Here is a 25,852-nt window from a genome sequence, read left to right as displayed (position 1 = left end):
CCATGCTCGCACTGACCGTGATGCTCGCCCTGCTCGGCGTCCTGGTCGTCCTCACCGCGTTCCTGCCCGCTCCGGACACCGCCGGACGAGCGCCGAGCGCCATGCGACGCCGCGTCGAGTCGTGGCGGGGCATGCTCACCCGACGGAACCAGATCCTGCTGCTCGCCGGCCTCGCCGGCGGCGTACTCCTGTTCGCGGTGTCGGGCTGGTTCATCACCCTGATCGCGGTGCCGGCCGCGGTCATCGGGATCCCGGCACTCCTCGGACGGGGCAACACCCCGGCGGAGATCTCACGCCTCGAGTCGACGGAGCAATGGACCCGCAGCCTGTCGGGCCTGATCGCCTCCGGCAGCGCGAGCATCGAGCAGGCGATCGCCCTGTCGGTGCAGAGCACCCCGAAGGACATCGCCGAGCCGGTCAACCGACTCGCGGCGCGCATCGCCGCACGGTGGTCGACCGAGGACGCGCTGCAGCAGTTCGCCAACGACCTCAACGACTCCACCGCGGACCTCGTCGTCGCGCACCTCAAGCTCGCAGCCGGCGTCCGCGGCGCCGGACTCGCCACCGCGCTCGAGGACCTGGCGCAAGACGTCTTCGACGAGGTCAAGGCGCGCCGCCAGGTGGAGGCAGACCGCGCGAAGACCAGGCAGGTCGTCCAGTTCGTCACCTACGTCACCCTCGGGCTGCTGGTGCTGCTGCCGTTCGGCAACCAGTTCTTCGCCGCGTACAGCACCCCCACCGGACAGCTGATCCTCACCGCGTGGCTCGGCGCGTACGTCGCGCTGCTGCTGCTGATCAAGAAGCGCACGCAGACCCGCAAGGCGCCGCGCATCCTCGCCGACGACTCAACGCACGGAGGTCGCTGACCATGTGGCAGACCGCACTACTGCCCGGCATCCTCATCGGGCTTGGCCTCACGTTCCTGGTCGCACAGCTGCTCCCGACGCAGCCGAAGCTCTCGGCCGCGATCGAGCGCCTCGGCGCGACGCAGGACGACACGCTCACGGGCGACCGCGCCAGCCAGAGCTTCGAGACCCGCGTCGGCGGTTGGGTGCGTTCAGTGCTCCCCGACTTCCGAGCGTTCGCGATCCCCACCCGGGACCTCTCGCTCATCGGCTGGTCGGTGAACACGTTCCTGTTCCGGAAGGCCCGGTACGCGGCGCTGCTGCTGGTCGTGCCGTCGCTGCTCGGCATCGAGCTGCAGTACCTCGGCCTGCTGCCGTTCTTCATCCCCGCGATCCTCGGCCCGGTCCTCGCGATCGTCGGCTGGTTCTCCGTGGACATCCAAGTCCGCCGCGAAGCAGCCGCAGCGCGCGAGGAGTTCTCCCGTGCCGTCGCGATCTACCTCGAGCTCGTCGCCGCCGAACGCAAGCGCGGTGCATCCGCCGGCGTCGCCCTCGCCGAGAGCGCAGAGGTCGGCCGCTCGTGGGTGTTCGTCCGCATCCGCGAAGAGCTCACCCGCGCCCGGTACGCCGGCGTCCAGCCGTGGGACGCGCTCAGCCGCTTCTCCGACGAGATCTCCGTCCCCGAACTCAACGACGTCGCGAACATCATGCGGCAGTCGGGGGAGCAGGGATCGGCCGTATATGAAACACTTAGGCAGCGGGGGAAGTCGCTTCGTGTGCAGCTACTCAATGCCGAGCAGACCAGGGCAAACAAGACGACGCAGCTGTTGGCTGTACCGATGACCGGCCTCGCTGGGGTGTTCGTGGGGATCATCATGACGGCGCTCCTGCTGAACCTGGTCAACAGCTAATGTCCGAATCGGGGGCGACGATGTCACCTACTCGAAGAGAAGGATCAACCACAACAAGGGGAGGAACGATCATGAACACTCTTTCGAAGGCCACGCTGGCCCTCTACGCGGCGGGACACCGTCTCTACAGCCGGGCACGGGGCCGCCTCGAGGAACGATCCGAGCACGGTGGTGAGGTGATCGGCTGGATCCTGGTCGTCATCGGCGTCATCGCGATCGCCGTCCTCGTCATCGCCGCGGTGAACGGGTACGCATCGCGGAAGACCGGCGAGCTCGGGAACTAGGCGGGGATCCTCGCCATGTTCCTCCGCCGTCGCGCCGCTACCGCGTCACCTGCCCACGCAGGTCGACGCGGTAGCGAGCGCGGGTCGGCGTCGATCGAGATGGTGATCGTCTTCCCGCTCTTCGTCATCCTGCTGTTCTCGATCGTGCAGGGCGCCGTCTGGTACTCAGCACGCAGCGCAGCACAAGCCGCCGCCGCGACCGCCCTCAACGCCGCGCGGACCTACCAGTCCGACTCGTCGGACGGTATCGCCGCCGGCGAAGCGTTCCTCGCACGCAAGTCGATCGTCAACGGCGGCCACGTCAGCGTGAGCCGATCCGACACCACCGTCACTGTCACCGTCACCGGACGCTCGGTGTCGCTCGTGCCCGGCCTGCCGCTGGACGTCAGCAGCACCGTCACCGGTCCCGTCGAACGATGGGTGGGCTGACGATGCGCAAGCTCCTCCGCCGATCCCAGCACGGCTCGATGTCGATCGAAGCGGTCATCATCACCCCGATCGTGGTGCTGTTTATCCTGTTCGCCGTGGCCTGTGGCCGGTTCGGGCTGGCGCAGCAGGCAGTCCAGAACGCCGCCAACGCAGGCTCGCGCGATGCCTCGCTCGCGCGCTCGAGCAGTGACGCGGAAGCCCAAGCTCGTGCCGGCGCACAGGGCTCCATGAGCTCGCAGAACGTCAAGTGCGCAGCGATGGGAGTCAACGTCGACGCCAGCGGCATCGACGCTCCCCTCGGCAGCATCGGCACCGTCCGTGCCACGGTGAGCTGCGACGTCAGCTTCGCGGACATCGCGTTCCCGGGACTGCCCGGAAGCATCCACGTCGAGCGGTCCGCCGCGTCGCCCGTCGACCCCTACCGGGAGCGATCGTGAAGACCATCCGCACACGGCTCACGCGAGCCCGCAACGAACGCGGCAGCCTGAGCATCTATCTGCTGCTGTTCACCGTGGTGCTCGTCGGGATCATCGGCTTCGTCGTTGACAGCTCCGGCAAGTACCAGGCCGACGCCTCAGCCCAGCAGATCGCCGACAACGCCGCCCGTGCGGCCGCGAACTCGATCAGCGGTGACGCGGTCTACACCGGCTCGCTCAGTATCAACGCCGGCCAAGCCGAGACCACCGGACGCAGCTACCTCGCCGCCGCGGGCGTCAGCGGGAACGTCACCGTCACCGGCCAGGTCGTCCACGTCACCGTCACCTCGAACTACCGAACGAAGTTCGTCAGCCTGTTCGGCTTCAACTCCCTGCCGACCCACGGCGACGCGTCCGCCGAGCTCATCACCCAGTAAGGAACCACGCCATGCACACGACCTCACGACACCGAGTCCTCGGCACCGTCGCCGGCGTCATCATCGGCAGCGCCCTCCTCGCCGGATGCACCACCCAGCCCGCAAGCGACCCCACACCGAGCGCGACGACGACCAAGACCGCGACGCCGACTCCCAGCGCTACGTCCACAGCCGTCGCTGCTCCGAAGAGCGATGACGAAGCGCAGACCGAGGCCGGGAAGACGCTGCAGCGTGAAGTCGCAGCCGCGAACGACGCGCTGAACAACAACGGCGAGGGGATGGATGAGGTCGCGAAGTACGCAACCGGCCCTGCACTGCAGACCATCAAGCAGTCCGCGGAGGCGTCACGCCTGGACAAGACGACCCGGTCGGGAAAGCAGGTCATGACCGTGCTCAGCGGCTACTCCGGGGAGCTGGTCGCGGACGGGACGAAGGTGCCGTTCGGGTCGGTGACGCTCTCCGTGTGCAACGACACCAGCGACGTGAAGTACGTCAAGGCCGACGGCAGTGAGAACCAGCGTCCTGCCTCGGATCAGACCAAGCTCAACGTGAGCGTGATCTACAGCCCGGCGGATCACGCCTGGTTCGTTCGGAACTTCGAGCAGGTGGCGACCTCATGCTGACCGGTACCAAGCGCTTGAGCGCACTCGTCTTCGCCGTCGTGGTGGCTGCAGTGACGTTGGCGGCGCCCCAGGCAGCTTCCGCTGCCAGCGGTGGCGTCGACTGCGACGTCTTCGGGAACTGCTCAACCCACGTAGACGACCCCGGTCAGCAGGGCGGCGGGGGAGGTGGGTCGCAGGGCGGCGGGTCTTCCGCGAACCCCGGGACAGGAATCCCTGCAGGCCCGACGAAGTGTGAGAACGACGGGCAGGAGATCCCGTGCTCGAACGACTCCGGTGCCTGGAACAGCGGCCAAGGCTGCTACGTCAAGGTCGCTGCGGATCAGCCCCCGGCTCCTCCCGGTGGTGCTGCGACCGGAGCCTGGTACTCGTGCACGCCGCCGGACGGTTGCGGTGCGGCCTCAGGTCGCGACTGCTTCGGTGGAACCTTCTGGTCTGACACGCCGCCAGCCGGTGTCAACACGCTCACTCCTGCGCAGGCGGCGCAGCAGCTCGTGAAGACGTTCCAGCTCCGCGGCATCGATGTCGGTCTGGCTCCGGACCCGAACGTTCCCGGGTCGAAGTCCTACGTCGGCGTTCCGGTGTGGATGTGGGTCGACAACCCGCAGCCGCTCACCTACGGGCCCTACGACCAGACGGCAACGCTCGGTGGAGTGACGATCACCGCCGAAGCGAAGGTGACCTCGATCCTGTGGAACATGGGCGACGGTCACACCGTCGCGTGCGGCAGCCCCGGGACGGCCTACACGCCCTCGCGCGGCCTTGCCGACTCGCCTGACTGCGGCTACAAGTACGCGAAGACGTCGAAGGGCCAGCCCGGCGGGCGCTACACGATCACGGCGACGAGCCAATGGGCCGTGACATGGTCCGGCGGCGGCGACTCCGGGACGATCCCGATCACGAAGACGAGCACGACGACTGCCGAGATCGGCGAGCTGCAGTCCGTCAACACAAAGGGGTGATGAGCATGCGCAGATTCCTTGCCGGCATCGGGTCGCTACTGACTCTCGCCGTCCTGCTGGTCGGGATTCCGGTCGCGCTGGTTGCGCTGGCTGGGAACCCGTTCCCGTCGGCCGACCGCTGGGCGTCTCTTCTGACGACCCCGGACTACGCAGGCGGGTTCCTCATCGGCACGCTGCTGCCGTTGATCGCCTGGGTGGCCTGGGCGACGTTCGCGGTGGCGTTCGTGCTTGAGCTGCCGGCGACGATCCGGGGGATCGAGGCGCCGCGCGTCGGCCCGCTGCGGCTGCAGCGGCAGGGCGCTGCCGTGCTCATCGGGGCGGTGCTGGTCATGTTCGCCGGCTTCGGTGCGGCGGTCGGATCTCCGGCCGGCGCACAGGCTGCAGCTCCCGAAGCGGCTGCGACCTCAGTGTCTCAGAGCGTCGACGCCGCACCGGCTGCTGCACCTGACGCACAGCAGACTGCCGCGCCCACCGACGCGGCTCCGGCGGCGGACAGTGCGAACCTGCCGACGTACACGGTCCGCGACGGTGACTCGCTGTGGAACATCGCGCAGCAGCACCTCGGCGATGGCAAGCGCTACCCGGAGATCGCGCAGCTGAACTACGGCGTCCAGCAGGCAGACGGTCACACGCTCACGTCGGATCACTGGCTCAACGCCGGATGGGTGCTCAAGCTCCCCGCTGACGCGAACACCGCCACCCCGACCCAGCACACCGTGCAGCCGGGGGAGAGCCTGTGGCAGGTTGCGCAGAGCACTCTCGGTGACGGCGATCGCTACATGGAGCTCTTCGACGCGAACCAGGGCAAGCCTCAGGCCGACGGTCAGAGCCTCACCGATCCCGGCGTGCTCCGCCCCGGCTGGGTGCTCGAGATCCCCGCGGCCGCGGCCGCACCGGCGGCAGCGGCTGCGCCTGCTGCGGAGACGCCGGCACCGGCCGAGCAGACAGCACAGCCCACGCCGGCACCCGCCGAGCAGACGCCCGCACCGGCCGCGGAGACGCCCGCACCGGCTGCAGAGACCCCGGCACCGACGAAGCAGACGCCGTCGCCGACTGCCGGCCCGTCCGAGGAGGCGCAGCCGACCGAGGAGTCCTCTGCAGCTGCCGCGCCGCAGACGCAGGTGACGGACGTCGACGAGGACGACGCGACGTGGGTGGATGATCTGTTCTCTGCGCCGTGGCGTACTGCCGGCGGGATCGGCGGCGTCCTCGCCGCGGGCCTGCTCACCCTGCTGGGCGTCCGCCGGCTCAAGCAGCTGCGGCACCGCCGACCTGGTCAGCGCATCAGCATGCCGGCGGAGGAGCTGACGACGATGGAGCTCGAGCTCCGCGCCGTCGAGAACCCGCTCGGAATGGACGAGGTCGACCAGACTCTCCGCACCCTCGCCATCTGGGCGCAGGACACCGGTGCCGAACTCCCGCAGCTCTACGCCATCCGCCTCGCCGACGACGAGATCGGCCTGTACCTCGACACGGCAGCCGACCTCCCGGCGCCGTTCGTGCAGCTCAGCGACGACAAGCTCGCCTGGACCGTCGACCCGGCGGGACTCGGTGACCTCGAGCGGACCCCGTCGGCGCCGTACCCGGCGCTGGTCACCCTCGGCCACGACGAGAGCAACGCGCAGATCCTCGTGGACCTCGAGCACCTCGGCGCGCTCAACCTCGCTGGTGACGCGGAGGGCACGACCGAAGCGCTCACCGCACTCGCGATTGAGCTCGCGGTGTCCCGATGGGCCGACGACCTGCAGATCACCCTGGTCGGCATCGCGCCCGGGCTGCCGGACGCACTCGACACCGGCCGAGTCCGGCACGTGGACGACGTCGAGGTGCTGCTGCGGAACCTGCGGGGGCAAGCCGCCGCCGTCGAGCGTGCACTCGAAGGTCTCGGAGTCAGCTCGATCGAGCAGGCCCGTTCCGTCGGTCCCGACGCCGAGGGGTGGACGCCGGAGATCGTGATCCTCGGCGAACTGCCCGACGAGCCGATCCGTGATGAGCTCGCGGCGTTGGTCGCTCGGGTTCCCCGTGTCGGCATCGCAGCGATCAGCCACGGCCACCTCGTGGGGGACTGGACGCTGCAGCTGAACACTGACCGCACCGCGGTGCTGCAGCCGATCGGTCTGCAGCTGACCCCGCAGACGGTGACGCCGGAGGAGTACCGGAAGACGCTCGCGCTGTTCAACGTCACCGATCTCGACTCCGTCGCCGGCCCGACCTGGACCGGCGAGATCGACCAGGTCGAGATCGACGTCGACGAGCTCCCCGGCGCCGCACCCGTCGAGCCGGCACCGGCAGCCGAAGCCGCGCCGGCGCAGACCGTCACTGCCGGCGAGGACGACGCGGAAGCCTGGAAGGGCACCCTCCACCGTGTCCTCGCCCCCAGCAGCGCACAGGCCGCCGCTGAGAGCACCGCGCAGGACAGCGCGCCGGATGATGCCGCCGCATCCGTCCTAGAGCCGCAGACGGCCGCTGAGGGCGTCTCAGAGGCGATTTCGGTTGACGAGGCCTTCGCGGAGCAGCACCCGGCGCTGGCGAAGCTGCAGGACGGCCCGTACGTGCGGCTGCTCGGCAGCGTCGAGGTCATCAACGCCCGCGGGACCGAACCTCGCACCGCGAAGACCTCGTACGTCAACCAGGCGACCGAGCTCATCGCGTTCCTGGCGCTGCACGCGGTGTCCTCCGCTGAGGAGGTCAGCAACGCGATCTGGCCGGGGAAGTCCCCGAACGGCGACCAGGCGCAGCAGCGACGCAACGGGCTGACCAGCCGTGCTCGCCGTTGGCTGGGCCACAACGACGACGGCGACCCGTACCTGCCGCCTGTTGGGCAGGACAAGTACCGCGTCGACGGCGTCACCACCGACTGGCAGGTGTGGCTCGAGCTGATCGGCGACGACCTGCCCACGACGTCGACGCCGGATCTCGTCGCCGCGCTGCAGCTGGTGCAGGCGCAGCCGTTCAGCGGCGTGAAGGAGAAGCGCTACGGCTGGGCCGAGCGTGACCGCATGGAGATGATCGCTGCGATCGGTGACGCCGCGCACGAGCTCGCCGCGCGGTCGCTCAAGATCGGTGACTTCGCCAACGCACGTCTCGCGGCCGCGGTCGGCCGGCAGGTCGACCCGATCAACGAGGTCTACTGGCGAGACGCCATCAAGGCCGAGTACCAGGCCGGCGACCCTCAGGGTGTGGACCGCATCGTCGCTCAGCACGCGACCTTCCTCGAGAGCTTCGAGGACGGCTACGAGCCCGAGGACGAGACCGCGGAGCTCATCCGCCGCATCCGCGAACGCCAGACGATCTCGAGCTGAGGTCATCGTGGTGAGCACCGAAGTCCCTCCCGCGCCGGCGACGCCGGCGGCTCCCGTCGCGCAGCGGTGGCATGCGCCGCTGCGCGTGGGGGCCGTCGGCCTTGCGGTGCTCGAGTTCGCGATCGCCACCCTCGGCGCAGCTGGCCAAGAGTGGACCGTGCCGGCGCTGGTGGTCATCCAGTTCGTCGTCGTCCTGTGCACGGGGATCTGGCTCACGGCGATCGACCTCCGAACGAGGATGCTCCCCAACGCGATCGTCTACCCGCTCGCCGTCGTCGTCGGTGCCGGCAGCCTCGCGATCGCGATCGCCGACCACGACATCACCCGGCTCTGGTGGTCCCTCGCCGGCGCCGCATCCATGTGGGTGCTCTACTTCGCGCTCGCCCTAGCCGGGGGAGTGGGCGGCGGCGACCTCAAGCTCGCCGCGATCCTCGGCGCGTGGCTCGGCACGTGGGGCTGGGAGCCGGTCCTCGCCGGCGCGATCCTCGCGTACGTGATCGCCATCCCGCACACCCTCGTCGTCCTGGTGCGCACCAGATCGACTCGCCAGTGGATCGCGTTCGGCCCCTACCTGCTCGGCGGCGCGATCGCGGCCGCGGTCCTGCACCTCATCGGCGTCGCCGCGTAGGGAGCACTGCAGGGTGCTAGCTGTTGTCGTCGGCCGGACGCCACTCGGTGCTGACGCCCATCCGTTCGGCAAGCGTCGTGAGCTCGGTCTCCCAGCGGCGTTGCACCCGCGAGCAGTCCCAAGCGATCAGCGCCGCGTTGAGCATGGCGGCCGCGATACCGATCGTGCCGCCGGCCTCGGGGAGCGCACCGAAGGTGCGAAGCCCGACACCGGCAGGGGACCGGTCGTCGGTCATCAGGTACAAGTCCACGACTCCGGTCCCGGCGTGCGAGAGCCGCGTCAACAGTCGGTAGTGGCTGTACAGGCCGTCGGTGCCGGCGAGCTCCTTCATGCGCTGCTCGAGGACGAACCCTCCGGCGTCCCGGAGCTCGTCCGCGAGCGCGAGCGCATCATCGTGGGCTGCAGCAGCCCAGTCCTCGAACCCGTCCCGTGCCATCAGCTCCTTGAACAGCTTCCGGCGTTCGTCGACGCCCTTCTTCACCAGAGCTCGGAAGTTCTGCGGGTACACCACCAACCAGCCAGCGGTGACGGCATCCTCGAGGAGGAGCCGCACTACCGGAGCTGCAGCGATCGGCTGCTTCGCGTTGTAGAGCGTGAGGACCGCGCGGCCACACTCGACGGCGTGCGAAGTCAGCGCCCAGACAGCCAAACCGGCCTGCACTCGCTCGCTGAGGAACGACACTTCCTCGGTGAGATCCTGCGACTCCCAGAGCGCGATGAGGTACCGCAGCACCGCCCGCGAGTCGCGGGTGTTGACCGGCGGTGTCGGCGACGTCGAATCGGCAGTCATGGGTCTCCTCCTCGATGACCCTAGAACCGTGTCGGCAACGCCGTCGGCGCCTCTGGCTACGCTCACCGCATGGAACAGATCGCTACGCACGTGAACATCAGCCGTGACGTCCCTGTGGGCGCAGGCGACGGCGTCTGGAAGCTCACGCTGTTCTCGGACACTGGGTACGTCGTCGACGCCATCGTGCTCCCCACACGGGACCGCAAGGCGAACCCCCTCGAGGAGGCGACCGACGCCCTCCGGGAGCGGCAGTACGGAGTCCTGGGCTGGGTGCAGCCGGACGACGAAGAGTGGAACGCGGAGGTTGCGCGGTTCGGAGCGCAAGACACGATTACCGTGCACTTCGTCGACGAGGGGCTGCATCTGTCCGGCACGGTCGAGTCGTACGGCACGCCCCGCTTCGTGGAGCTCGAGGTCGAGAACCCGGACTACCCCCGCTGGTGGATCCTCGCGGACCAGCCGGAGCGCGGCAGCGCGGACGCGCACTATCGGCCCTACGAGGGCCTTGAGACCGACGGAGACGTGCCGCTGTGCACGGACGCACGCTGAGCTCGCTCTCGCGATGACGCTTTCCTCGGGCGAGCGGCAGGTATACCGGATCTACGCCTTGGTCGATCCGCTCACTGGCGAACCGCATTACGTCGGCCAGACGGCGGCCACTCTTGCGGACCGCCGGCGCGACCACGTACGAAAGCCCGGCAGCACCAAGAAGGGCGCGTGGATCCGCGAGCTTCTTGCTGAGTACCGGGAGCCGCAGATCGTGCTGATCGAAGAGTTCACCGGCTGCCGCCGGGAGGCCTACGAGCGGGAGTCGTTCTGGATCCGTCAGCTGCAGTCCGAGGGGCGCCCAATCCTGAACTGACAGAGGCGACGCCGCCACGCGATACACATCAAGACCATGTGAGCTATAACGTTTGTACCTGTTATTGGGTACAATCGTTGTATGGCAGGGGCAACGATGGCGCGGCTCGCGGAGGTCGCGGAACAGCGATGGGGGCTGGTCACGACCGAGCAGGCGGCGGCCGTCGACGTCAGCCGCAACACGCTCACCCGGCTCACCGCGTCGGGGGCGCTGGTGCGGGTCGCGCAGGGCGTGTACCGAATGGCCGGTGCGCCGGAGCTCGAGCACGAGGGGATCTACGCCACGTGGCTCGCGCTCGGCGGCGCGACCCGGCCGGCGTCCGAGGCGGGTGTGGCGCCGGTGGTCGCCGCCGGGGTGACGGCCGCGATCCTGCACGGCATCGGCGACTTCTACCCGGAGCAGACGGACTTCATCGTCCCGGAGCGCCGTGGCACGAGACTGCCGGCACGGCTCCGGGTGCGATCGCTGACGCCGGCGGAAGTGACCTTCGCCGAGAGCGTGCCGACGCTGACAGTCGAGCGGACGATCGCGGACCTGGTCGGGCTCTGGATGGACCCGTCGCTGGTGGCTGACGCGCTGTTCTCCGCGTACGAGCAGGGCACATTCGTCCGGCCGTGGCAGCTCGCCGAGTACCTGGAACCGCTCGCCCGGCCGGCGGGCTTCCGCGACGGGGAGGACTTCGCGGCCGACCTACTGGCGCTGGCTGGGATCCGGAACCCGGTGGCGCATGGCTGAGGGCGGGTACGGCAGTTGGACGGCGATCTCCTCGGCGATCAAGGCCGCCGCGCAGCGCGCCCGCTCGGAGGGCACCACGAACCAGGACGTCGCAGCGCAGATCGCCCAGGCCCGCCTCGACCGGTTCCTGTCTCGGGTGTTCGCCGAGGGGGAGCAGTCGGAGTGGCTGCTCAAGGGCGGCGGCGCGATGCTCGCCCGGGTCTCCCACACCCGCGCGACGAAAGACGTGGACCTAGCCTCCTCGAGCGGAGATCTCGACGAGGCGCAGGCGGCGCTCGAGCGGGCCGCGGGGCAGCAGCTCGACGATCACCTCCGGTTCGAGCTCACGGCCGCCCGCCCGACCGGTCGAGGCGACAACCAGCCCGGCGTCCAGACCCGACGGCTGCTGTTCTCGTGCCTCGACGCGCAGACCGGCCGGAAGGTGGGGGAGGTGCCCGTCGACGTCGTCGTGGGACCGGCGCCCGTCGGGACCGTGGAGACCGTCACCCCTGCGAACCGGCTCGCGCTCCCGCGGGATCTCCCGGCGCCGCAGTACCGGCTGTTCCCCGTCGCAGACCAGGTGGCGGAGAAGGTGTGCGCCACGCTGCAGGACTACGACGGCAAGCCGAGCAGCCGCGTGAAGGACCTCGTCGACCTGGTCACCATCGCCCGGACGCAACAGATCAGCATGCGTGAGCTGCACGCCGCGATCGAGCACAAGCGCCGGCGCACCAACCTCGATCCGATCGGGACGTTCGCCGTGCCCGACGGCTGGGACCGGCAGTACCGCACCCTCGCGGCGGCGACCCCGTCGGCTGGTGGGATCACCGACGTCCACGAAGCCGAACAGTTCGTCCGCACCCTCGTCGACCCGGCCCTCGCCGGCGACAGCGACCAGACCTGGTCGCCCGGCCACGGCTGGCACGCTGCAGACGAAACACCACCGGCAGCCGACAGCGCTGACGATCGGCCCGTGCACGTCGATGCCCATGTTCGCAGCGGGCACCCGGTCAGCGAGCATTACCGCGGCCGCCGCAACTCCGGAGCCTGACGGCCCCTCGAACGGGGTCCAAATGGGGTCTGCCGGCAAGCAGACGGCCCCTCTACGATCGATCGGCAGGCAGGAGGGGTGGGGATGCCGTTGCAGAAGATCGCGCGAGAGTGGCGCGACGTCTACGCGAACGAGATCGCTCGCGCCGTCTACGAAGGCCGCGAGCCGGATCCGCATGCGTTGAACGCCTGGGCACGCTACGACGCCGCAAGCCGCTCGGACAGCCCATTCGGCGCGCACCAGGCAACCACCCACGAAGGAACTCCCGATGCTGCTCATCCTTGACGCCAACGCCGTCGTGACCAACCCCGAGCTGCAGGGCGGCGCCTGGCGCGGCATCAAGGACGCGATCGCCGACGGAACCCTCACCGTGATCGCGCCCCGCATCGTCGCGGCGGAAATCACAGCGAAGGTCCAAGCGAACCGGCGGGACGTGCGGTTGCGCGGCGACGCTCGCAGAGCCCCAGCGGCAGTGCAGGAAGCGTTGCAGAAGGCCGCCGACGAGATCGAGCAGTGGGCCTCGCGCTACGACGCCGAGGTGTGGCTCGGCGCCGACGGGGTACTCATCCGAGACACCCCGACGATCAGTCACGACGACGTCTCCCAGCGGGCCATCGACCGCCGACCACCGTTCGATCAGAACGGCGGAGGCTACCGGGATGCGCTGCACTGGTACACCGTGCTGGACATCATCCGCGAGCACCCCGAGGAAACGATCGTGTTCGTCTCGAACGACGACGGCTACCAGAGCAGCAAGGGCAGCGGGCAGCTCCACCCCACGCTCCTGGCAGAAGCCAGCGAGATCCTGACGACGGGGAGCATCCAGCTCTACCGGAACATCAACGAGTTCGACCCGCCCCAGAAGTACGCCAGCGAGGAGAACCGCACCACGCCCGACCCTGACCACCTCGAGCAGCTCGTGGCTGCGCTCTTTCCCGATGGCACCCTCCACGCTCCCGAGATCTGGATGGCGTTCGACGTCGAAGAACCCGTCGACGCCGACGTCAGCGATCCCGGAACACCCGAGCTGGTCTTCTCCTACGTCCGGGACCTCGTCGACGGTGGCCGGTCGTACCGAACCCGAATCCGGCTCACCGCCCGCGTGGTTCTCGACTGGATCAACTGGCCCGACGAGGTCGACGCGAGCGCCTACGAAGAGCTCGACATCACCGCCGAGTACACCGTGGACGGTGACGGCTTCCACGTCGCCGAAGACCGCACGCACCTCGCTCGAGCCCCCTGGTTCACCCCGGCCGAGAACACACGACCAGACCCCACCGCGGCAAGCCGAGCGGCCGCCGTGAAGGTGCTCAACGACGAACGCTTGCGCCAGATCGCGACGTCGATCGATCTCAGCCAGCTCGACGACACCGCTGCTCTCCTGGCACGGCATGCGATCCCGCTGACGTTGGCGAGTGCGATGGCGGACCTCGCGAAGCGCGGGTACACCCCGAACCTCGCCATGACGTCTCTCGCTGCGAGCGTGGCCGAGCGCGCCGGACGGCTGGCCGCCGCTGACAGCGGTCCGGTCGCGAGGATGGCTGCCGAGATCGCCCGACGAGGAGTCACGCCGCCGCCGACGGGCATCCTCGCGGCCGCCGCCGCGGCGGCAGCCGCGGCCGCACAACTCCCGTCGGACGACACGGACGATCCCGAAGACACCGACGACGCCGACGCCGACGGAAACGACGAGCTCGGCTCCGACCCCTCGGACGCATAGGAAATGTCAGTACACTGCAATACGAACGCAATGCGCGCGCAACACCAACGCTTGCTCGGGGCCACGCCTAGGATCACGCCCCGTGAGGGACAGCGATCGTGAGGCACTGCAGTGGCTGACGGTCGAAGAGCTCGCGAGCCGACGTCGGCAGCTGGTGCGCGACTACGACCGAGCCACACGACAGCCGAACCCGGACTCAGCCCAGATCGCGAGGATCTCAGACGAGGCCGCGGCGATCGACGACGTGCAGCGAGGGCGTCGATGATCTAGCGGTTCGCCGCTCGATCACGACCGCGGAGCTCGCGGTGTCGAACACCGGAGCGCCAGATCCACGCTTCCTGCTTTCGCCCCTGCCACCCCCACTCGACAAGAACGGCGTCCGTCGTCCAAGCCGTGGCGAACCCCTTCACACGATGCAGGAAGGTCGGGAACTGCACCCACGCATGGACCGGCATCGGCTCGGAGGCGCGCACGACATCAGACCCACGGGCCTCCTCGGACAGCGAGAAAGGGTCGATCAGCTGCACCTCGGGATGCTCCGGGGGCGCCCACGCTCGAGTCTTCGCCATCACCACTCCGAACATTCGAAAGTTTGTTCTAATGGTGGCATGGGTAAGAACGGGAGGTACTCCTCCGACATCACGAGGTCGGCGGTGAACGACTTCATCACGCGGCCGCGGCCGATCTCGCTCAGCGCGCAGGAGCTCGGCGATGACGAGATCCACGAGCTCGTCGACGACGAGAACGTGGTCGCGTGGGTGCGCTACCCGGAGCAGCCCGTCGAGGTCGAGGGGCGCGTCATCGCGTACACGGACCGCGCCGCCCAGATCGAGTTCCACCACCGTGACGGCAGCACGCAACGCGCGTGGGTGTGGCACGGCGCAGTACGTCGGCCGGCGCCGGGGGAGCGGACCCGCTGACAGCTCGCCGCCGACGGGTCTCGCGATTGTCGGTCGGTGGGTGGATCATGGACGCGGAGATCCGTTTCCCCCCAATCGGGTCTCTACCCCCTGGCGGGGGTCCGCTTCCCCCAAGTGGACCCCCGCCCTCTCTCTTCGTCTGACCGGTGAGAGGATGCGGACATGGCGAAGCCGGCACGAGCAGCCAACGTGTATCCCGAGTCCACCCAGACCGCGGTGCTCGAGCTGTCCGAGTTCTTCACCTACCGACAGCTCAGCGAGCTCATCGGCCGGAGTCCGGAGACGATCCGCCAGTGGCCCGACCGAGTGCGGGAGGCCCCAGAGCCGTACCGAGCTCGGCTCATGCTGACGTACGAGATCGTCTGTCAGCTCCTCGTGTGGAGCCGCACCCCCAACATCGCCGGCTACTTCCACACGCCGTACAACGGGCGCACCGTCTCGCAGGCGATCCACGACTGGACACGAGCCGACCGGTACGACGACCTACTTGAAGTCATCGCGGATGGGCAGCAAGCCATGATCGACGCCCTCGCACCAACCATGCGTGGACGGGGTCAACAACGACCAGAGCAGCACACGGCAGAGAGCGCCCGACGGGAGGGCCAGCTCCTCGCCGAGGCGCTTGCATCTGGCACGAGCCTGCAGCACGACGGCACGATCGTCTCCGACGGCAGGATCATTGGAGTGCTTCGCGGTGACCGAGCCCTGCTTGACCCATCATCGACGTTGCGGCTGTTCTCGAACCCGACCGGGCTGAGTCAGCCAGACCAGCGAACCCACTACACGCAGCTCCTGCTCACCCTCGGCTGGCTGCGCCCGGCGAAGGACGGCAAGTCGACCCGCCCGTTCCGGATCAACGGCAAAGTGCAGCGCGCGTGGGATCTCCCGAGCTCCCTCGTTGCCAGCTCCGAGAGCGACCTCGTCGGAGTTCGCTGAGGGGTTGAACCTGGCTCATCCTTGGCGTTGGTTGAGCGTTTCCTATGCAACGAAGCACTTCCGCGGGTGCACGAGTGGCGTGCAGAGGCGTTACAACCTGCAACGAAGCCCGCTCGTCGGCCTCGAAAGACCCCATGCCGGCGGTCGTACGCTCACTTGAACGTCGCTTCGTGACGCGTCGAGAGCGCTTCGTTGCAGTTCTGACCCCAAAACCGGCCTCCGGGCATCCAGATCCGGCTCATTTGTAACGCGTAACCACGCACTGCGAGGCAGGGTTACAGACGATGCGTTACGGGTTTTGGCCCATACTGGTGCGGATCTGCGAGCAGGCGTAACTCCTGTAACGCCGAAAAAGCATGTCTTATAGGGGACCATCTGCGCGGTCTGTTGTTCGTGCCTCGTTGCACAGCGAACATCCAGGCAGCCACGACGCTGGCAACAGATCCGAGAAACTTGGTCTCGCGATGTCCGCAGACGCTGGCTGAGGTCACCTACTCGGGATGTGACCCACCAGCAGCGCTCCGACACGCCGAAACCCAGCAGCCGGTATCTGTATCCGTTTGCTGCTAGGAATGTCGCATGGCTGAAGCACGAAAGGGCGGCCGGCGATCTCGAGGTCGCCGAGTGCAGCTTCCGACGCGCGTCCCCGAGGATCACGGCGAGTTCTACGAAGCGCGAGCTCGCGAGCTCGGCATCCCTGTCAGCAGCTACGTCGCGATGCGCCTGGCGCAGGCCGACGGGCTCGACACCCCCGACTACGTGCTCGAGGAGCTTCGGGTCGCCGAAGCTCGTCGTGCAGCCATCAACGGACAACAGGAGTTCCCGATGCCAAGGACGGCGTAACAGCAAGATCCCCCGCGGCCTGGCAGCCAGCGGGGGATCGGAGCAAGTGGTGGTTCAGAACCTGGAGTCTTGGCGGACTGGTTCTGGACCGGGGGTGGGGCGAAGGTCTTGGCGGACCAACGCTTCCGGACGGACCGAATGGAAAGCGAATCCTGGTGCACATAGTACAGCAGCGCCTGCTCGGATGGTGGGAATCCGAGCCCAGCGTGCGCTCTCTGCGCCCCCAGCAGTGGGGCGGTGATCTGCGTTGAGTCTTGCGACCCCGCCGGTCAGCTCTCCGCGGAGCTCACTCGACCGTGTCTTCAACGCCCTCGAGGAGGGCGGCTACAAGCCCGACAAGCGCGCCGAGACCTTCATGGCTCTGTGCCCGGTGCACGAGGACCGCACCCGCTCGCTCAGCGTCCGCTACGACCGTCACCACGAGAGCGTCCTGCTGCACTGCTTCGGCTGTGACGCCGGCGCCGCCGACGTCACCGCCGCGCTCGGCCTCCGAGTGCAGGATCTGTTCGACCGGCCCCTACCGGACCGTCCGCGAAGCGAGTGGGCGAAGAAGCCCGCTCGAAGCAAGGTCGCATTCCGGTCGCCGAAGAAGACCCCGCCGCGGATCACCCAGCCGGCCGTGATCGTCCTGGACGGGGCGACGTGGGAGCAGACCGCGGTGTACTCGTACACCGACGCCGCCGGCACTGTCGTGCAAGAGGTCGTCCGCGAGCAGACCGTCGTCGACGGCGTCACCCACAAGCGGTTCACGCAGCGGTTCATGGGCGCCCGCGGGCACATGGTCTCGCGCAAGCCGCCGAAGTTCTCACCGGTGCTCTACAACCACGCCGCGGTCCTGCAGGCGGTCGCCGCCGGCACCCCGGTCTGGCTGGTTGAGGGGGAGAAGGACGCCGACAACGCGACCGAGCGTGGCGTGGTCGCGACCACGAACGCGCAGGGCGCCGGCTCCTTCCCCGAGGAGCTCGCTGACGTCCTCGCCGGCGGCGTCATCCACGTCGTCGCGGACCGCGATCTTGCCGGCTACAAGCGGGCGGCGTCGCTGCACGACATGCTCGGCGATCGCGACTGCACGGTGCGGCTGTTCCTGCCCGCGACCCGCGAGGACAAGTCCGACCTGACCGACCACCTCGAGGCCGGCAACGGCTTCGACGACCTGATCGAGATCTCAATCGAAGACGTCGCGGCGCTGACGAAGCTCGCCGAGGCGAGCAAGACCGCCGCCGCGATCTCGATCGCCGAGAAGGAGGCCGCCGCGAACATCGCGAAGGCCGACGAGACCGGCGACGAGAAGTACCGCGAGCGTGCGCAGACCTGGGCTGCTGACGCTGACGCACGGTTCCGGACCCTGGACGCTGCGGCCGGCGGATCGGGGATCCTGTCGGACTCGTACGGTCCCGAGGGCAAGCAGGCCGTGGACGCGATCCGCTCCCTGGCGCTCCTCGCGGCGCAAGTCGCCGTGAAGGCGCACGAGGTCGCCGACGTCCCGGTTCCGGACAAGCTGCGCCGCCGTGTCACTCGCGACGAGCCGACGGTGATCGACATCGGCCGGGGCAACCGCAACGACCCGCCCTCGACGTACCGCGGCAACGACTTCATCCGCGGCGACGACGGCAGCCCGAACGAGGGCACGCAGTACATCGTCCGTCAGGGCGAGACCGTGCAGGTCAAGCACGAGCGCCGCGGCGAAGAGAACACCGTGCGCTTCCTCCGCATCATGCGCGGGTGGGCTGAGGTTCTCAGCACCGCCGTCGAGGACAACGCCCTCGAGTCGTCGACCAGCCGCGGCACCCACAAGATCACGATCAAGTTCTCCCGCTGGGTCCGCACCGCCGACGGCAAGCCGGTGATGGTCGACGACCCCGACGGTTCGGGCCAGCAGGTGCCGGAGATCGAAGAGGCGATCGTCACCTGGGGGCCTGACGAGCTGCGAGACGGCTCCTGGTGGCAGAAGCTGCCGTGGGGATCCCAGTTCCTCGAGTCCGTGTCCCGCAGGGGCAAGGACAGCGCCTGGGACGCGATCTTCTCCGCCCGCCCGGCACCGTCGGCGAACACGACCGTCTACACGGCGATGGGGTGGCGCGACTCCGACGCCGGCCCGTTCTTCGTGCACGGCGGTGGCGGTATCGCCAAGGGCGGCTCGCTCGACCTCGACGTCGAGTTCCCCGACGTCTACCGCGTCTACAACATGCCGGCTCCCACCCGGGACGGAGACGAGCTGCGAGCCGCGTGGGAGCGCGGCACCGGGCCGCTGATCGACGAGCTGCCGCCGCGGGTCATCGCACCGCTGCTGGGCGTGGTGTGGGAGTCCGTCTTCCAGCGCGTCCCTACGATCACGCACCTGGTCGGCGCCCGAGCGTCGTTCAAGAGCTCGATTGCCCGCCTGGCGATGCAGTACGTCGCGCCCGGCCTTGAGCACTTCGGCCGCAAGGAAGTGCTCTCCGGCGCCAACCAGGGCGGCACGAACATCGGTCTCTCCCGCGCCCTGCAGGGGCTGCGGAACCTGCCCGTCCTGATCGACGACCTCGCACCCGACGGCGACGCCAAGGGGGCGCAGAAGCGCCTCAGCGGCCTCGCACGCATGCTCTACAACGGAGTCGAGCGCGTCACCGGCAAGCAGCGCGGCGGCATCAGCATGGACGCTCCCCTCGAGGCGAGCGTCATCACCACGGGTGAGCTGAGCATCGGCGGATCCGGACAGACCCGACTGCTGTCCATCCCGATCGACCCCGGCTCGATCACCGGCGGCGCGGACCTCATGGCCGCGCTCGAGCGCACCGACCGTCGTGAGGCGCGTGGGCTGCTCGGAGCGTCGCTGATCCAGTGGATCGCGCAGCACCGTGACCAGCTGGTCGCCGAGAACGCCACCGATGAAGCCGCGGGCTCGCTCCGGGCGCTCTCGGCGCACTGGCGCAAGCGCGTCACCGGGCTGCCCCACGACCGCGGTGTCCTCGACCGTCTCGCTGGCGCCGCGGCGTCCGCGGACCACGGCATCAAGCTCATGCTCCGCATGATGGTCAACTCCGGCGCGATGTCGCCGGCTCGGGCGGATGCGTTCAACCAGTGGGCCACTGACGGGATCTACGAAGCGATCGCGATGCAGGACGCCGAGAGCGGCGACCCCGCCGAGCAGATGCTCGAGTACCTCCGCGAGGCCGTCTCGAGCGGCATGGGCCACTTCACCACCCCCCAGGGCGATCACCCCGAGGACGCTGAGAGCCGCGGCTGGTCCCTGCGCGGCCGCGGTGACTTCGCGACGTGGAACGCCAACGGGACGCGCCTGGGCATCATCAAGGGCGAGGGCGCCGACGCCCGCCTGCTGCTGCTGCCGTCCGTGGTCCTCGGCGCCGTCAACAACGTCGCCCAGCGCGCCGACGAGACGTTCTCCGAGACCTCGGTGTCGGTCGGATCGTCGCTGCAAGCGCACGGCTGGCTGCACAGCGACAGCAGTGGCCGGCACGCTCGTCCCGTCCGCCTCGGCAAGGGCGTCATCCGGGCCTGGGACATCCCACTGGCGGTGTTCGACGGTGACGCCGGCACCGGCTCCGACGACCCGAAGAACGAGCCGGAGCCGGTCACCCCGCCGAGCCTGTTCGATCTGCCCGGCGGCGGCGAGCCGGTCCGGCCCACGACGCCGGCAGCACCCGTCGACGACGTGGAAGACGACGGCCCGACCGACGACCCGAACGAGCACACCACGGACTACGTCGACACCGCAGAGACCGCGACCGCCGCCCCCGTGCCGACCGCCGTGCTGCCGGCTGCCCCGTCGACGCCGGCCGCGGCTCCGCAGCGGCGCGCAGCGGCAACGGCCACGCCGTTCCGGGCTTCGCTCGCCGTGCTCCACACCGACGGCGTGTGGCTGCCGTCGGGGGAGTGCGTGCAGCCCTCCCAGCCGCTGGTGCACCTCGGTGACGTCGCCCGGCTGGTCGCCGAGCTGAACCTCGGCACGCAGAACGGGTGGAAGACCGAGGACGGGCAGCTGCTCGTCACCGAGGCCGCCGCGCTCGAGCTCGGGATCCCCGTCGACAAGATCGAAGGAGCGTTCGACCGCACCAAGCAGCTGCAGGAGCTCACCAAGGCGCACCCGTTCGCGCAGCGCGCTCTCGACGCCGGCTACCGGGTCGGCAACGACGGGAAGTACCTCAACACCACCACCCGCGTCTGGCACCCGGAACACCGGCAGCTGCGGGCACGGTTCGTGCTGCTGTCCACCCTCAAGGACGACTTCACCGCGCACATCGTCGACGACAACCCGGACGCCGCGACGATCGCCCGACGGCTGCAGCGGTTCGCCAACGCGCTCCGCACCCCGTACGCGATCAGCGCCTCGACGACCGGCCTGGACCTGCTGTTCACCACCGCGAAGAACCGGGAGCAGCGGGAGACCTACTTCACCCCGTCTCGCCCCGTCGCACCCGCGGAGATCCCGACACTCGAAGCCGACATCGACTGGCAGCGCAAGCTCACCGACACCGAGCGGGAGCACCGCTACGTGCACGCCTTCGACCGCGGCGGCAGCTACCTCGCCGGCGTCTCCGGCCTCGAGCTCGGCTACGGCGTCCCGACGCACTTCACCGAGGGGCACGAGTTCGACAAGAAGCTGCCCGGGTACTGGCGGATCGTCATGCCGGAGCGCGCCGAATGGCTCACCCCGAACCCGATCGACCCCCGGAACCGCGATCGCGACTTCGCCGGCGAGCTCACCTGGGTCACCACCCAGACCCTCGACATCGCCACGGCCCTCGGCTACCAGCCGGAGATCTCCGAAGCGATCCTCTGGGAGCAGCACGGCCGGATCTACGACGCCTGGTACGAGCGCGTCCGCGACGCCCGCACCACGCTCGACACCGCCGACCCGGACGACCAGCGAGCCCGGGACCTGCTCAAGGAGGTCTACGTCCGCTCGCTCGGGCTCACCGCGTCGTTCGAGCACCACGCGAACCGTGAGGGCTTCGCCCCCGAGCGGTACCACTTCATCCAGGCCCGCGCGAAGGCGAACATCCTCCGCCGCATCCATCAGATCGGCACCGACACCGGCCGCTGGCCCGTCGCGATCTCGAAGGACACCGTGATCTACACCAGCGACGACGCCGACCCCGTCACCGCGTGGCCCGGCGATGCGAAGAACTACGGACGCGGCCTCGGCCAGTACAAGTACGAGGGATCGGCGCTGCTGGCCGACCACCAGCAGTTCCTCACCGGTGACGGACGCTACGAGGGCAAGAGCTCTCTAACTGACTGGACGGAGGGCAACTGATGGCGAAGATCTCCAAGGACGAGCTGGACCAGCGTCGGAGCCTGTTCGAGGCGTTCACCGGCAACCGCGGCGCCGCTGTGGGCGGCGAGTCGACGAGCGTCCGCAGCATGCTCAACACCCTGTACGGCACCACCCGCAACGGGCAGGCAGCGATCGACACTCGCGAGGCAGCCCGGCGTCTCGGCGTCAGCCAGCGCACCGTCCAGCGGTGGATCAAGAACGACCACGCCCCGAGCGCCGGCCACCTCAAGGACCTGCAGAAGCGCAGCCGGCAGGCCGCGACCACCAAGCGCGGCCGTGCTCGAGCGCTCAGGCGCGCACGCCGGCAGCAGGCTCCGCAGCGGCAGGGCGTGAAGGTCTCCGTCAACGGCACCCAGGGACCCAGGGACTACCCCCGCGAAGGACGCAACTCGAGCCAGAAGCTCACCCCCGAGGAGTACGAGAACCTGCTCAACGCCTACGCCGAGGGCGGCGACACCGCGGCGATGGAGTACCTCACCGCCGTGTACTCCGAGCGGTACGTCGACAACTGGCAGTTCAACAAGGTCGCGGACTTCCGGATCTCCGGCCTGAGCGACCTCGAGCGGGACGACCCCCGCGCACTCTGACCCGTACTGTCGCTAACGACACGCCGCGCAGCAATCGGGCTGTTGCTAAGAACAGGTAGGCCGACTACTGTTCTTAGCAACAGCCCGACTCGTATTGCGGGGTGTCCCTATCGATAGGTGGGTAGTCGCGATGGAAGGAACGAGCGCATGGTGTTCGGATGGCAGGGGCTCGGGACGGGCCGTGAGTACCTCAGCATCGAGGCAGTGGTGAAGCAGACGGGACTGTCGCAGTCCCGAATCCGCCAGCGCGAGGAGGCCGGGACGTTCCCCGCGCGAATCTCGTTCGGTCCCCGGGCAGGTCTGTGGCTTCGGGACCAGGTGCGTGCGTGGAAGCGGGCACAGGAAAACCCGACGACCACCCCGCAGGTCTCCACGACACCGCCCCGCCAGCAGCCGCTCGAGCGGATCGTCGACGAGGTTGCCCGGATCCCCGCCTGGCGGCTTCGTGAGGACGGCGAGTACCACGTCCGGGTGTTCGCACGGGAACGGGGCTCGCTCGAGGACGCCGTGGTGGTGCTCTCCAAGCTGCCCGGCTCCCCCGGTCCCTCCGTCACGAACGCGGCCGAGGAGATCATGACGTGGGTCGACTCGGAGTACCTCGCCGGCGCCGGCGCGAGCGCCCTGTGGTTCGACACCTACACGATGGAGGGGAGCTACCGGGCCTTCGTTCGCAACATCGTCGCGACCAAGCAGGACGGGAAGTTCGTCGATCCGATCTGGCCCCCGACGCAGATCAGCGACGTCGACAAGGTGCTCGGCTTCCCCCTCGAGTGGTACCCGACCCAGGCGCACACGAGGGACACGATCCGCCGCTGGAAGAGCACCGGGGAGCGCACCGTCGACGTCGTCCACGACCGCTTCAAGCAGGGCGACCTCCTGCAGGCCCTGCAGTACCTCCACGACCTGCCTGAGAGCCACCCGCGACGGAAGGCAGCCTCAGAGCTCGCTCCGCTGGTCGCCTACCGGTTCCACACCATCGAGAGCCTGCAGCTGCCCGAGACGCTCTCGCCCCGCGACGACGCCGAGGAGTTCCCAACCCGCTTCGCCGCTCGGCTGGTGCCGTACACCCCGACGCCGCAGATGCGGCGGATCCTCGAGCAGTACCCGGAGCGAGTCGAGGACGGCGAGGCCGTCGCCCGACTGCTGCACGACGAGCTACGGGACTGGATCGAGTCCGTCGATCGCTACAGCGACGCTCCCGACCCCACGGTGTTCCATCACCTCGAGCAGGTGCTGCCCGCCGTGACCTGGCTCGCTCGCGACCTCGCCGAGAGCTACTTCCCCGAGCGCAACCCGACGCAGGTCTTCATCATGACGGGCAAGTGGGACGAGCGGTTCATCGACGCGATCGAGGAGCACCCTGAGTACGCCGATCGACGTGAGGGACGCATGCTCCGCGAGCAGCTCATCCCGGACGCGCTGCGGTACGGCAGAGCACCCGGCGGTCACATCGTCGCCTGGGGTGAGCTCGACATCGAGACCAAGACGATCAGCATGGGCATCATCTGGCCTACGGAGCCGAAGCCGTTCCCATCCCACGCGACCCTCGTCGCGTCCGGAGACAGCGGCGACCGTCCCGTGTACATCGCAATCGGAGACACGATTGTCGACCTGCTCAGCCGCAGCAGCCAGTTCAACGGGTGGAACTTCGGCTACGGCGGTGGCGGCCCCGGCCAGCTCGAGCACGACATCATCCGTCAGCTCGCCGCACACACCGGGCTGCCCTATGAGCGGATGCCGCGGGCGTGGATCGAGGACCAGGTCGAGCACTCGTCGAAGGACGTCCTCGAGATCCGAATCGAGGACGCGATCCGTCGGATCACACCCGCCTGACGAAGCCCGAAGCGGGGCCGGAGCTCACACCGTTGAGCGCCGGCCCCGCTTCGCCGTGCGACGCCGCTTCGGCGCCGGCGGCTTCACCGGAGCGTTGTCGAAGTAGGTCGACAGCGGCGGCCGCGGCGCTGCAGCCAGCCACGCCTCCGTGCGGCCGCGGGAGGCGTAACCGGGCGGGACCACAACGCGCCAGGCGTGCACGTCCGTGAGGACCTGCCCCTTGGCGATCTGCGCCGCGAACCGGTTGGGGAAGACCTGCTGGTCCAGGATCACGCCCCCGTCCGCTCGAAGGCGTGCCTGGGTCTTCGCATCCCCGTTCGCGAGCCCGATCCGGGGAACACACACCCCGAGACGGCGGAGCTCCACCACGGCGAGCACGTGCGAATCCAACCAGCCCTGCTCACGCCAGTAGTCCTCCGGCGGCAGCCCCCGACCGTAGATGTCCTCGAGCGCGGCCGCGGCGAAGGTGTACTCCTTGGCCTCGAAGGCGACCGCGGTCTCCGCCGGCAGGATCCGTTCCTCGACCAGTGTTCGACGCTTCGCCGGCAGCGCGTTCCTGACCCAGCGTCGGACGGTTGAGGGGGATACGTGCAGCTGCTCGGCGACCTGGTTCGCGTTCACCCGACCGTCACGACCGTGCGCGTCGAAGGCGTAGGCGAGCACCAGATGGAGGCGCCCGTCAGCCCACGGGTCGACAGGATCGGTCGGAGTCAGCATGCGGTCGATCTACCGCTCGTCCGCCGGCGCAGCAGCGCCGGCATCACCCACGAGCTCGTCGACGCTCGCACCGAGCGCTGCAGCGACCGTGTCGAGCTCGCTCCGAAGCCACCGCGCCCGGCCGCTCATCCGGAACCCCACCGAGGGCACACTCAACCCGAGCAGGGGAGCGAGGTCTTTCACGTAGCGCACCGTGGCGCCGTCACGGCGCTCGGCGAGCAGGGACCGGATCCGTTCACCGACCTCTGGCCCCAGCTGCACCCGCTCCTCGGCAGCTCCACGAGCGGGCCGGCCACGTTGCCCAGCCCCTCGCGTCCGCCGGCGCTCGAGGTACCGGTCTACGTCCTGCTGCGCGAACCCGGGCGACCGCCACTCCGGGGGAGTCACCGGAGCTGGGAAGTCCTTGTCACGGCTGGCGTAGATCCGCACCGACTTCACGTCGACGCCCATCTGCTGCGCGATGTCCGAGTACCCGAGCACCGAACCTAACGAGACCGACTTGCTCCGTCGATCAGCCATGCGCCACCTCTACCAGTCGTCTGATCCCCACACACCGCAGGGTGTTAGAAGCCTATCTGACACATACAAATTGTCATGCCCAAGCCGATTGACAACCCGGCCGCGATCGCGCAGCGATCGCACCCCTCAGAGATCGCCGTAACGCACCGCCCCGAGAGGCGAGCGAAGGCGTCCACGAGAGTCACGAGCGGCTCGGCTTGCCGAGCTGCAGGAGGGTGGGCGCGAAGCGCACAAGCCTGCCCCGCAGG

At 68.9% G+C, this 25,852-nt stretch carries 27 protein-coding genes; 23 read left to right on the top strand and 4 right to left on the bottom strand.

Annotation, left to right across the window (positions count from 1 at the left end; genetic code table 11):
* Window positions 1-2 precede the first annotated feature (2 nt).
* From LQK89_RS17810 to LQK89_RS17765, 10 genes are all read left to right on the top strand, one after another.
* Window positions 3-866: a type II secretion system F family protein gene (locus LQK89_RS17810; RefSeq protein WP_231051035.1), complete on the top strand. Its 864-nt coding sequence runs from the start codon at window positions 3-5 to the stop codon at window positions 864-866.
* A gap of 2 nt (window positions 867-868) precedes the next feature.
* Window positions 869-1,756 (top strand): type II secretion system F family protein, encoded by an 888-nt coding sequence (locus LQK89_RS17805; protein ID WP_231051034.1) that lies wholly within the window; start codon window positions 869-871, stop codon window positions 1,754-1,756.
* A 71-nt stretch (window positions 1,757-1,827) separates the two neighbouring features.
* Window positions 1,828-2,040, top strand: a complete 213-nt coding sequence (locus tag LQK89_RS17800; RefSeq protein ID WP_231051033.1) for a hypothetical protein — start codon at window positions 1,828-1,830, stop codon at window positions 2,038-2,040.
* A gap of 15 nt (window positions 2,041-2,055) precedes the next feature.
* On the top strand, window positions 2,056-2,469 hold the full coding sequence (locus tag LQK89_RS17795) for a TadE family protein (protein WP_269145932.1): 414 nt from the start codon (window positions 2,056-2,058) through the stop codon (window positions 2,467-2,469).
* A gap of 38 nt (window positions 2,470-2,507) precedes the next feature.
* Complete coding sequence (locus tag LQK89_RS17790; protein WP_231051031.1) at window positions 2,508-2,906, top strand: TadE/TadG family type IV pilus assembly protein; 399 nt, start codon at window positions 2,508-2,510, stop codon at window positions 2,904-2,906.
* The gene (locus LQK89_RS17785) at window positions 2,903-3,322 is read left to right on the top strand and encodes a pilus assembly protein TadG-related protein (RefSeq protein WP_231051030.1); all 420 of its coding nucleotides are present in this window, start codon (window positions 2,903-2,905) and stop codon (window positions 3,320-3,322) included. The genes LQK89_RS17790 and LQK89_RS17785 overlap by 4 nt, the downstream gene beginning before the upstream one ends.
* A gap of 11 nt (window positions 3,323-3,333) precedes the next feature.
* Window positions 3,334-3,945 (top strand): hypothetical protein, encoded by a 612-nt coding sequence (locus tag LQK89_RS17780; protein WP_231051029.1) that lies wholly within the window; start codon window positions 3,334-3,336, stop codon window positions 3,943-3,945.
* Window positions 3,939-4,904: a hypothetical protein gene (locus LQK89_RS17775; protein WP_231051028.1), complete on the top strand. Its 966-nt coding sequence runs from the start codon at window positions 3,939-3,941 to the stop codon at window positions 4,902-4,904. Before LQK89_RS17780 ends, LQK89_RS17775 begins: the two co-directional genes overlap by 7 nt.
* Window positions 4,904-8,206: a LysM peptidoglycan-binding domain-containing protein gene (locus LQK89_RS17770; RefSeq protein ID WP_231051027.1), complete on the top strand. Its 3,303-nt coding sequence runs from the start codon at window positions 4,904-4,906 to the stop codon at window positions 8,204-8,206. The genes LQK89_RS17775 and LQK89_RS17770 overlap by 1 nt, the downstream gene beginning before the upstream one ends.
* A gap of 10 nt (window positions 8,207-8,216) precedes the next feature.
* On the top strand, window positions 8,217-8,834 hold the full coding sequence (locus tag LQK89_RS17765; protein WP_231051026.1) for a prepilin peptidase: 618 nt from the start codon (window positions 8,217-8,219) through the stop codon (window positions 8,832-8,834).
* 16 nt (window positions 8,835-8,850) lie between these two features.
* On the opposite strand, the gene LQK89_RS17760 is transcribed toward LQK89_RS17765, so the two are convergent.
* Complete coding sequence (locus LQK89_RS17760) at window positions 8,851-9,690, bottom strand: DUF5677 domain-containing protein (RefSeq protein ID WP_231051025.1); 840 nt, start codon at window positions 9,688-9,690, stop codon at window positions 8,851-8,853.
* 3 nt (window positions 9,691-9,693) lie between these two features.
* On the opposite strand from LQK89_RS17760, the gene LQK89_RS17755 reads away from it, so the two are divergent.
* The 7 genes from LQK89_RS17755 to LQK89_RS17725 all read left to right on the top strand — a co-directional run bounded on the left by LQK89_RS17755 (window position 9,694) and on the right by LQK89_RS17725 (window position 14,236).
* Window positions 9,694-10,173 (top strand): hypothetical protein, encoded by a 480-nt coding sequence (locus LQK89_RS17755; RefSeq protein ID WP_231051024.1) that lies wholly within the window; start codon window positions 9,694-9,696, stop codon window positions 10,171-10,173.
* A 13-nt stretch (window positions 10,174-10,186) separates the two neighbouring features.
* The gene (locus LQK89_RS17750) at window positions 10,187-10,486 is read left to right on the top strand and encodes a GIY-YIG nuclease family protein (RefSeq protein ID WP_231051023.1); all 300 of its coding nucleotides are present in this window, start codon (window positions 10,187-10,189) and stop codon (window positions 10,484-10,486) included.
* An 81-nt stretch (window positions 10,487-10,567) separates the two neighbouring features.
* Window positions 10,568-11,221: a type IV toxin-antitoxin system AbiEi family antitoxin domain-containing protein gene (locus tag LQK89_RS17745; protein WP_231051022.1), complete on the top strand. Its 654-nt coding sequence runs from the start codon at window positions 10,568-10,570 to the stop codon at window positions 11,219-11,221.
* Window positions 11,214-12,251, top strand: a complete 1,038-nt coding sequence (locus tag LQK89_RS17740; RefSeq protein ID WP_231051021.1) for a nucleotidyl transferase AbiEii/AbiGii toxin family protein — start codon at window positions 11,214-11,216, stop codon at window positions 12,249-12,251. Before LQK89_RS17745 ends, LQK89_RS17740 begins: the two co-directional genes overlap by 8 nt.
* A gap of 84 nt (window positions 12,252-12,335) precedes the next feature.
* Window positions 12,336-12,536 (top strand): hypothetical protein, encoded by a 201-nt coding sequence (locus LQK89_RS17735; protein WP_231051020.1) that lies wholly within the window; start codon window positions 12,336-12,338, stop codon window positions 12,534-12,536.
* A 13-nt stretch (window positions 12,537-12,549) separates the two neighbouring features.
* Window positions 12,550-13,971: a PIN domain-containing protein gene (locus tag LQK89_RS17730; protein ID WP_231051019.1), complete on the top strand. Its 1,422-nt coding sequence runs from the start codon at window positions 12,550-12,552 to the stop codon at window positions 13,969-13,971.
* Between the two features lie 82 nt (window positions 13,972-14,053).
* The gene (locus tag LQK89_RS17725; protein WP_231051018.1) at window positions 14,054-14,236 is read left to right on the top strand and encodes a hypothetical protein; all 183 of its coding nucleotides are present in this window, start codon (window positions 14,054-14,056) and stop codon (window positions 14,234-14,236) included.
* 1 nt (window position 14,237) lies between these two features.
* Here LQK89_RS17725 and LQK89_RS17720 read toward each other — a convergent pair whose 3' ends face one another.
* Entirely contained in the window at window positions 14,238-14,498 is a 261-nt protein-coding gene (locus LQK89_RS17720; RefSeq protein ID WP_231051017.1) for a hypothetical protein, read from the bottom strand.
* 81 nt (window positions 14,499-14,579) lie between these two features.
* On the opposite strand from LQK89_RS17720, the gene LQK89_RS17715 reads away from it, so the two are divergent.
* The 6 genes from LQK89_RS17715 (at window position 14,580) to LQK89_RS17690 (ending at window position 24,368) form a co-directional block, all read left to right on the top strand.
* Complete coding sequence (locus tag LQK89_RS17715) at window positions 14,580-14,891, top strand: hypothetical protein (protein WP_231051016.1); 312 nt, start codon at window positions 14,580-14,582, stop codon at window positions 14,889-14,891.
* Window positions 14,892-15,053: 162 nt separating this feature from the next.
* Window positions 15,054-15,827, top strand: a complete 774-nt coding sequence (locus tag LQK89_RS17710) for a hypothetical protein (RefSeq protein ID WP_231051015.1) — start codon at window positions 15,054-15,056, stop codon at window positions 15,825-15,827.
* Window positions 15,828-16,406: 579 nt separating this feature from the next.
* On the top strand, window positions 16,407-16,670 hold the full coding sequence (locus tag LQK89_RS17705) for a hypothetical protein (protein WP_231051014.1): 264 nt from the start codon (window positions 16,407-16,409) through the stop codon (window positions 16,668-16,670).
* Between the two features lie 247 nt (window positions 16,671-16,917).
* Window positions 16,918-21,927 carry a CHC2 zinc finger domain-containing protein gene (locus LQK89_RS17700; protein WP_231051013.1) on the top strand — a complete coding sequence of 1,670 codons (5,010 nt, stop codon included), beginning with the start codon at window positions 16,918-16,920 and terminating at the stop codon, window positions 21,925-21,927.
* Window positions 21,927-22,535 carry a helix-turn-helix domain-containing protein gene (locus LQK89_RS17695; protein ID WP_231051012.1) on the top strand — a complete coding sequence of 203 codons (609 nt, stop codon included), beginning with the start codon at window positions 21,927-21,929 and terminating at the stop codon, window positions 22,533-22,535. Before LQK89_RS17700 ends, LQK89_RS17695 begins: the two co-directional genes overlap by 1 nt.
* Window positions 22,536-22,682: 147 nt before the next feature.
* Window positions 22,683-24,368, top strand: a complete 1,686-nt coding sequence (locus tag LQK89_RS17690) for a helix-turn-helix transcriptional regulator (protein ID WP_231051011.1) — start codon at window positions 22,683-22,685, stop codon at window positions 24,366-24,368.
* 24 nt (window positions 24,369-24,392) lie between these two features.
* Here LQK89_RS17690 and LQK89_RS17685 read toward each other — a convergent pair whose 3' ends face one another.
* Both LQK89_RS17685 and LQK89_RS17680 read right to left on the bottom strand, forming a co-directional pair.
* Window positions 24,393-25,085: a helix-turn-helix domain-containing protein gene (locus LQK89_RS17685; protein ID WP_231051010.1), complete on the bottom strand. Its 693-nt coding sequence runs from the start codon at window positions 25,083-25,085 to the stop codon at window positions 24,393-24,395.
* A gap of 9 nt (window positions 25,086-25,094) precedes the next feature.
* Window positions 25,095-25,604 (bottom strand): hypothetical protein, encoded by a 510-nt coding sequence (locus LQK89_RS17680; protein WP_231051009.1) that lies wholly within the window; start codon window positions 25,602-25,604, stop codon window positions 25,095-25,097.
* Between the last annotated feature and the right edge of the window lie 248 nt (window positions 25,605-25,852).

Origin of the sequence: Curtobacterium sp. C1, from assembly GCF_021049325.1 — a bacterium.
Lineage (GTDB): Bacteria > Actinomycetota > Actinomycetes > Actinomycetales > Microbacteriaceae > Curtobacterium > Curtobacterium citreum.
Note: the sequence above shows the minus strand (reverse complement) of the source record. Positions and strands in the feature narration are given on the sequence as shown.

Excerpts from the sequence above, each read along its gene's own strand:
- LQK89_RS17810 (WP_231051035.1), top strand. The coding sequence starts at position 3 with ATGCTCGCACTGACCGTGATGCTCGCCCTGCTCGGCGTCCTGGTCGTC.
- LQK89_RS17805 (WP_231051034.1), top strand. The coding sequence starts at position 869 with ATGTGGCAGACCGCACTACTGCCCGGCATCCTCATCGGGCTTGGCCTC.
- LQK89_RS17800 (WP_231051033.1), top strand. The coding sequence starts at position 1,828 with ATGAACACTCTTTCGAAGGCCACGCTGGCCCTCTACGCGGCGGGACAC.
- LQK89_RS17795 (WP_269145932.1), top strand. The coding sequence starts at position 2,056 with ATGTTCCTCCGCCGTCGCGCCGCTACCGCGTCACCTGCCCACGCAGGT.
- LQK89_RS17790 (WP_231051031.1), top strand. The coding sequence starts at position 2,508 with ATGTCGATCGAAGCGGTCATCATCACCCCGATCGTGGTGCTGTTTATC.
- LQK89_RS17780 (WP_231051029.1), top strand. The coding sequence starts at position 3,334 with ATGCACACGACCTCACGACACCGAGTCCTCGGCACCGTCGCCGGCGTC.
- LQK89_RS17775 (WP_231051028.1), top strand. The coding sequence starts at position 3,939 with ATGCTGACCGGTACCAAGCGCTTGAGCGCACTCGTCTTCGCCGTCGTG.
- LQK89_RS17770 (WP_231051027.1), top strand. The coding sequence starts at position 4,904 with ATGAGCATGCGCAGATTCCTTGCCGGCATCGGGTCGCTACTGACTCTC.
- LQK89_RS17755 (WP_231051024.1), top strand. The coding sequence starts at position 9,694 with ATGGAACAGATCGCTACGCACGTGAACATCAGCCGTGACGTCCCTGTG.
- LQK89_RS17750 (WP_231051023.1), top strand. The coding sequence starts at position 10,187 with ATGACGCTTTCCTCGGGCGAGCGGCAGGTATACCGGATCTACGCCTTG.
- LQK89_RS17745 (WP_231051022.1), top strand. The coding sequence starts at position 10,568 with ATGGCAGGGGCAACGATGGCGCGGCTCGCGGAGGTCGCGGAACAGCGA.
- LQK89_RS17740 (WP_231051021.1), top strand. The coding sequence starts at position 11,214 with ATGGCTGAGGGCGGGTACGGCAGTTGGACGGCGATCTCCTCGGCGATC.
- LQK89_RS17735 (WP_231051020.1), top strand. The coding sequence starts at position 12,336 with ATGCCGTTGCAGAAGATCGCGCGAGAGTGGCGCGACGTCTACGCGAAC.
- LQK89_RS17715 (WP_231051016.1), top strand. The coding sequence starts at position 14,580 with ATGGGTAAGAACGGGAGGTACTCCTCCGACATCACGAGGTCGGCGGTG.
- LQK89_RS17710 (WP_231051015.1), top strand. The coding sequence starts at position 15,054 with ATGGCGAAGCCGGCACGAGCAGCCAACGTGTATCCCGAGTCCACCCAG.
- LQK89_RS17705 (WP_231051014.1), top strand. The coding sequence starts at position 16,407 with ATGGCTGAAGCACGAAAGGGCGGCCGGCGATCTCGAGGTCGCCGAGTG.
- LQK89_RS17695 (WP_231051012.1), top strand. The coding sequence starts at position 21,927 with ATGGCGAAGATCTCCAAGGACGAGCTGGACCAGCGTCGGAGCCTGTTC.
- LQK89_RS17690 (WP_231051011.1), top strand. The coding sequence starts at position 22,683 with ATGGTGTTCGGATGGCAGGGGCTCGGGACGGGCCGTGAGTACCTCAGC.
- LQK89_RS17685 (WP_231051010.1), bottom strand. The coding sequence starts at position 25,085 with ATGCTGACTCCGACCGATCCTGTCGACCCGTGGGCTGACGGGCGCCTC.
- LQK89_RS17680 (WP_231051009.1), bottom strand. The coding sequence starts at position 25,604 with ATGGCTGATCGACGGAGCAAGTCGGTCTCGTTAGGTTCGGTGCTCGGG.